Genomic DNA, 4,996 nt, shown 5'->3' on the forward strand with positions numbered 1-4,996 from the left:
AAAAACAAGGGCCCTTGCTGAGCAGAAAAGCGCACCTGTTCCAGCAGCTCACATTCCTCTTTGACCCATGCCAATCTGCCCTTTTCCACCAGCTTATCTTCAAGTAAACGGGCCAGATCATGCAGATGGCTGGTATCTTCAGCGGCATAGCGGATCATGTCGTCTGACAAAGGGCGCAGTGACCAATCGGCTCGTTGAAATCGTTTATTCAGTTCCACGCCAAAATATTTTTTTAGCACATCAGCCAGGCCAAAACGCTCCTCGCCGAGGAACTGACAGCTGATCATGGTATCGAACAGACCCCTGACGCTAATCTCAAAGTCACGCCCCAAAGAGCGGATATCATAATCCGCCGCGTGAAAAATCTTGCGCTGGTCGGGGTTGGCAAACATCGATTTGAGTGAATCTAAATCAGGAATCGCCAAAGGATCGATCAATACGGTGCGCTGGGGGGTGGTAAATTGCAGCAGGCAGACCTTTTCCTGATAATTGTGCATGGAGTCAGCCTCGAGATCGACGGCGATGGTTTCATGCCCGGCAAGCTCGACGGCAAAATCCGCGACTTCTGCGGCGGTTGTTAAAATTGTGGGTAATGACATTCTTGTTATCCTTATTGTTTATGATCTGCAGTCACATGAGGGGCATTTCTAACCTTTTCAAACACCTTCTTGTGCGCGCCATGCAGCGCCAACAGCTCCAGTTCCTCTCGGGTTTTCCACTGGTTTTGGGTTTCCGCAACCAGTAAATTATCGGCTAAATCCACCAGACACACCAGGGATTCGAGCTTGAAATGACTGTACATATGGTAACTGGTTCCCACCGTGACCGGATCACCGGTCAATCCCATCTGGGACAAAAAGCGACGCACCATAACATCTGCAGCTGTCCCCTGCTCCAGATCAATGGTTGGAAACTCCCACAGTCCACCAAGAAAACCAGCAACCGGGCGGCGACGTACCTGCAACCGCCCCTGCCGGTGCAGCACCACAACCGCCTGATAGCGGGTTGGCACCTCTTTCCTCTTCTGCCTGACCGGGATATCCTGTTGTAAACCCTGACAATAAGCCAGACAAAAAGGATTCGCTGGACAATATTCGCACTGCGGCTTTTTCGGCAGACAGATCATTGCCCCCAGATCCATCATTGCTTGCGTATAATCGTGAACCTGCTGCTCCGGTGTCAGCAGCTCTGCCCACCTCCACAACTGTTTTTCTGCCGCAGCAGAACGCGGTGGCTGTTGCAAGGCAAACAGACGACAGAGGACCCGACGCACATTGGCATCAAGAATCGGCGCGGGACGGTCGAAAGCAATGGCAACAATCGCCCCGGCGGTGGAACGGCCAATCCCGGGAAGTTGCTGCAGAACGTCAGGATCTGCCGGGAAAATGCCGCCATAGTCAGTCTGAATCCGACCGGCGGCAGCATGCAGGTTACGCGCCCGCGAGTAGTAACCAAGCCCCGCCCAGGCATCGATCACCTGTTCCACTGGTGCCGTTGCCAGATCGGTGAGGGCAGGAAATTGCTGAAGAAACAGATCATAGCGCCCGAGCACTGTGGCCACCGTGGTCTGTTGCAGCATAATTTCGGAAACCCAGATGCGATAAGGATCACGGGTGTTGCGCCAGGGCAGATCCCGCCCCTGCTGCTGATACCAGCCGAGCAGGGCACGGGCAAAGGCAGCGGGAGAACGGCCATTCAACATAGCTGGAGGGGGAAGGTCTGCCACCGGATGGGCTTGCTCTTGCACGGCAAAACGCGTTTCACTCAAACAGTTGTCGCTTTCGTTCAAACCCATGAGGTTGCCGTCAGGTTCATTCGCAACAAAACTATCAACCAAGGGGAGCCAGCACCTTCAGGGTTGCCGCCATCTCTTCCTCGGTTCCGATAGAGATGCGCACGCCATGACTTAAGCGCGGATCGGAGAAATAACGCACCAGGATTTTTTCGGCATAAAGGGCATCATAAATACGCTTGCCGTTGCCATCAGAGGGACTGACAAACAAATAGTTGGCTTGCGACGGTATGACCTGATAACCACAGCTGATCAGTTTATCGCGCACCTCATCACGGTTCCGGCAAATCCTTGCGACCGTGGTGCGCAGATAGTCCTGATCCTGCAACGCTGCGCTTGCCGCCACCAGGGCCAGGCGATCAAGGTGATAGTGATCACGGATCTTGTCCAGCGCTGCAATGACTTCTGGGCGCGCCACCGCCAACCCCAGCCGCATCCCGGCCAAACCGTAACTCTTGGAGAAGGTGCGGGTAACAACCACATTCTCAAATTGCTTGACCATTTCCAGCGCCGACTCGCGGGCAAAATCAACATAGGCTTCATCAACCACCAGCACCCCGCTGCAACGCCGCGCCAGAGCAGCGATGGTGTCATTGTCAAAGGCACAGCCCAATGGAGCATTGGGGCTGGTGAAAAAAAACAGCTTACCGTCATAACGATCAGGAAAGTCGATCCGGCCCTCATCGCTCAAGCTGAAGGTCCGCACGGTTGCCCCCTGGATCTCCGCCAGGGTCGCATAATAGGAATAGGAGGGATGAACATAGGCGATCTCTTCCCCTTCAGCGGCAAAAGCGCGAATCAGGTTATTGAGCAGCTCGTCAGAACCATTGGCCATGATCACCCAGGACGGATCAACCCCGTACAGCTCTGCCGCAACCCTGCGCGCTTCTTTGCTGCCGGCATCCGGGTATTTACGTAATGCGCCACCATCATCACCCAGCTCCTCCCAGATTGCCGCAACCACCTGCGGCGATGGCGGATACGGGTTCTCATTGGTGTTCAGTTTGATCCAACCCTCGCCATCCGGCTGGAATCCGGGGACATACCCGGCCATTTCGGCGATATTTTTACGTAATGGCAGCATAGGCTTAATACTCCTCCAGCATCTGATATTCCGTCGTTCGCCGGGCAGGAATAAAGCCGGCGCCGCGCGCCAGATCGATAATCTCCTGCTGCGACATACGAAAAGACACGCCGGCAGCGGCGACGACATTTTCTTCGAGCATGGTGCCGCCCAGATCATTGGCACCGAAAAACAGCGCCACCTGCGCCATTGCGGCCCCTTGAGTGACCCAACTGGCCTGGATGTTGTCGATGTTATCAAGAACAATACGTGACAGCGCCAGCACCTTCAGATATTCGACGCCACCGGCCTTTTCGCCGCCCAATTCGGTGTTATCGGGCTGAAAGGTCCAGGGGATAAAAGCGGTAAAACCACCGGTCCGCTCCTGGATCTCCCGCACCCGGAACAAATGTTCGACAATATCCTTGGGCTTTTCGCGGCTGCCGAACATCATGGTCGCGGTTGTTCGCATCCCTAAGCGATGGGCCTCTTCCATGACGCTTGCCCACTGGCGCCAGCCGATCTTGTCGGGGGAAATCTCCTGACGCACCTCATCCACCAGCACCTCGGCGCCGCCACCGGGCACCGACGCCAACCCCGCTATCTGCAACCGCCGCAGGCAGTCTTCCATGCTGATGCCGGAGAGTTTGGCAACGTGGATTACTTCCGCCGGCGACAGGGAATGAATCTGCACCTGGGGGAAACGCTGCCGTAGCCGGCGAAACAGATCTTCAAACCAGTCGATGGTCAGGGTCGGGTGCAATCCTCCCTGCATCAACAGCTGGGTGCCGTCATGATCCACCAGCTCCTGCACCTTGGCAAAGATCGTTTCGTCATCAAGCAGATAGGCGTCAGCATCACCATCATTGCGGTAAAAAGCGCAGAAACGGCACTTTGACTCGCAGATATTGGAATAATTGACATTGCGATCAACGACAAAGGTCACGCGGTTGTGAGGATGTTTGCGCTTGCGGATGGCGTCAGCCAACTTCCCGACTTCCAGCAGATCGGCCTCGGTCAGCAAATAGAGGGCCTGTTCGCGAGTGATTTCTTTACCGCGTTCTCTGTCGAAAATCATAAGTTGTCCCGCTTTCGTCCAAAAAAAGCTCCGATACTGTTATCGGCAATGGCTCGCATTAAAGGAATCTGCTTCAAGGGCACGGATCTGTCGGCCACAGTAACGGCAACATAATACATCTGCTCCCAGGAGATCGGCGACTTTAGCGCGGCCCTAAGCCAAAGAGTAGCAACCACCAACCGCTCCTGCCAATTCAGTCGCCGCGATTCCAATATCTTATCAACAACATGCGAAATGGCATACTCAGGATTTTTTGCGAAATTTTTATTGAAATACTTATTGAGCAAATCATCGACTTCGACATCATCCTCGAACCAGCTCGCGGCAAAATCTTGACGAGCCAACCACTGCGATGACTGCTGCAGTGCTTTCTGCTTGTTCATTTCCAGAACAGCAGGGCGTTTTTTCTGTTGCATTTCACGTGTAAGTTGCTGCAGTTCTTTTTCGCAATCTAAGGCCACAGCCTTCCATTGATCACTTCCCAGTTGCTCAGCAATGGCCAGCAACCAGTGGCTCGGCACCTTACCCGCTGCGGCACCATCAGCTAGAGCGTGACAAACACGCTGATTGAGGTAGGACCTTGAAATTTCTAAACTGCCCGTTTCTGCATTCATCACTTGCTTCAGTTCACGAAGATGAGCCTTATCTGCTAAAGGCAGAATAAAGGCATCAGCGACACCGTGCTGATTTTTCAGTAACAGGGAGCATCCTAAAAATCCCTTACCTCGTGGAAGTACCACCATAAATGACTGCGCATTGGCGCCATCCATAATCGATGCGTACACCTGCACCTTGACCGGATTAGCCAAAGGTGCACATTCAACCCGTGCCCGTCGAGCATTACTAATTGACTGATCAAGTTTTTTGCGCATACTTTCCGGGAACCAATTGCGCGCAATAATCAAACGACGCAACATAACCGGCGAGAAATCGCCACCGCCGACATCGACAAGCAGCTCTGCGACCTCCTCCCTGACTCTGACATCAGGATGAAACAGCATCAGCACAGCTGCTTCGCGCGCCATATCATTTACTGAGTAAAACATCTGTGTGTAGAGATTGA

General features: G+C 53.7%; 5 protein-coding genes. All 5 read right to left on the reverse strand.

Features of this window, described 5'->3' with window-relative positions:
* A partial coding sequence (locus tag AC6F7T_RS12920) for a ribonuclease D (protein ID WP_500719461.1) occupies positions 1–599 on the reverse strand: 599 nt, incomplete at its 3' end.
* A gap of 11 nt (positions 600–610) precedes the next feature.
* On the reverse strand, positions 611–1,837 hold the full coding sequence (gene mutY, locus AC6F7T_RS12925) for an A/G-specific adenine glycosylase (RefSeq protein ID WP_500719463.1): 1,227 nt from the start codon (positions 1,835–1,837) through the stop codon (positions 611–613).
* Complete coding sequence (hisC, locus tag AC6F7T_RS12930) at positions 1,830–2,876, reverse strand: histidinol-phosphate transaminase (protein WP_500719465.1); 1,047 nt, start codon at positions 2,874–2,876, stop codon at positions 1,830–1,832. Before hisC ends, mutY begins: the two co-directional genes overlap by 8 nt.
* A gap of 4 nt (positions 2,877–2,880) precedes the next feature.
* Entirely contained in the window at positions 2,881–3,933 is a 1,053-nt protein-coding gene (mqnC, locus tag AC6F7T_RS12935) for a cyclic dehypoxanthinyl futalosine synthase (protein ID WP_500719468.1), read from the reverse strand.
* On the reverse strand, positions 3,930–4,979 hold the full coding sequence (locus AC6F7T_RS12940) for a Y4lR C-terminal helical domain-containing protein (protein WP_500719470.1): 1,050 nt from the start codon (positions 4,977–4,979) through the stop codon (positions 3,930–3,932). Before AC6F7T_RS12940 ends, mqnC begins: the two co-directional genes overlap by 4 nt.
* Between the last annotated feature and the right edge of the window lie 17 nt (positions 4,980–4,996).

The sequence above is a fragment of the Pelovirga sp. genome (assembly GCF_059864205.1).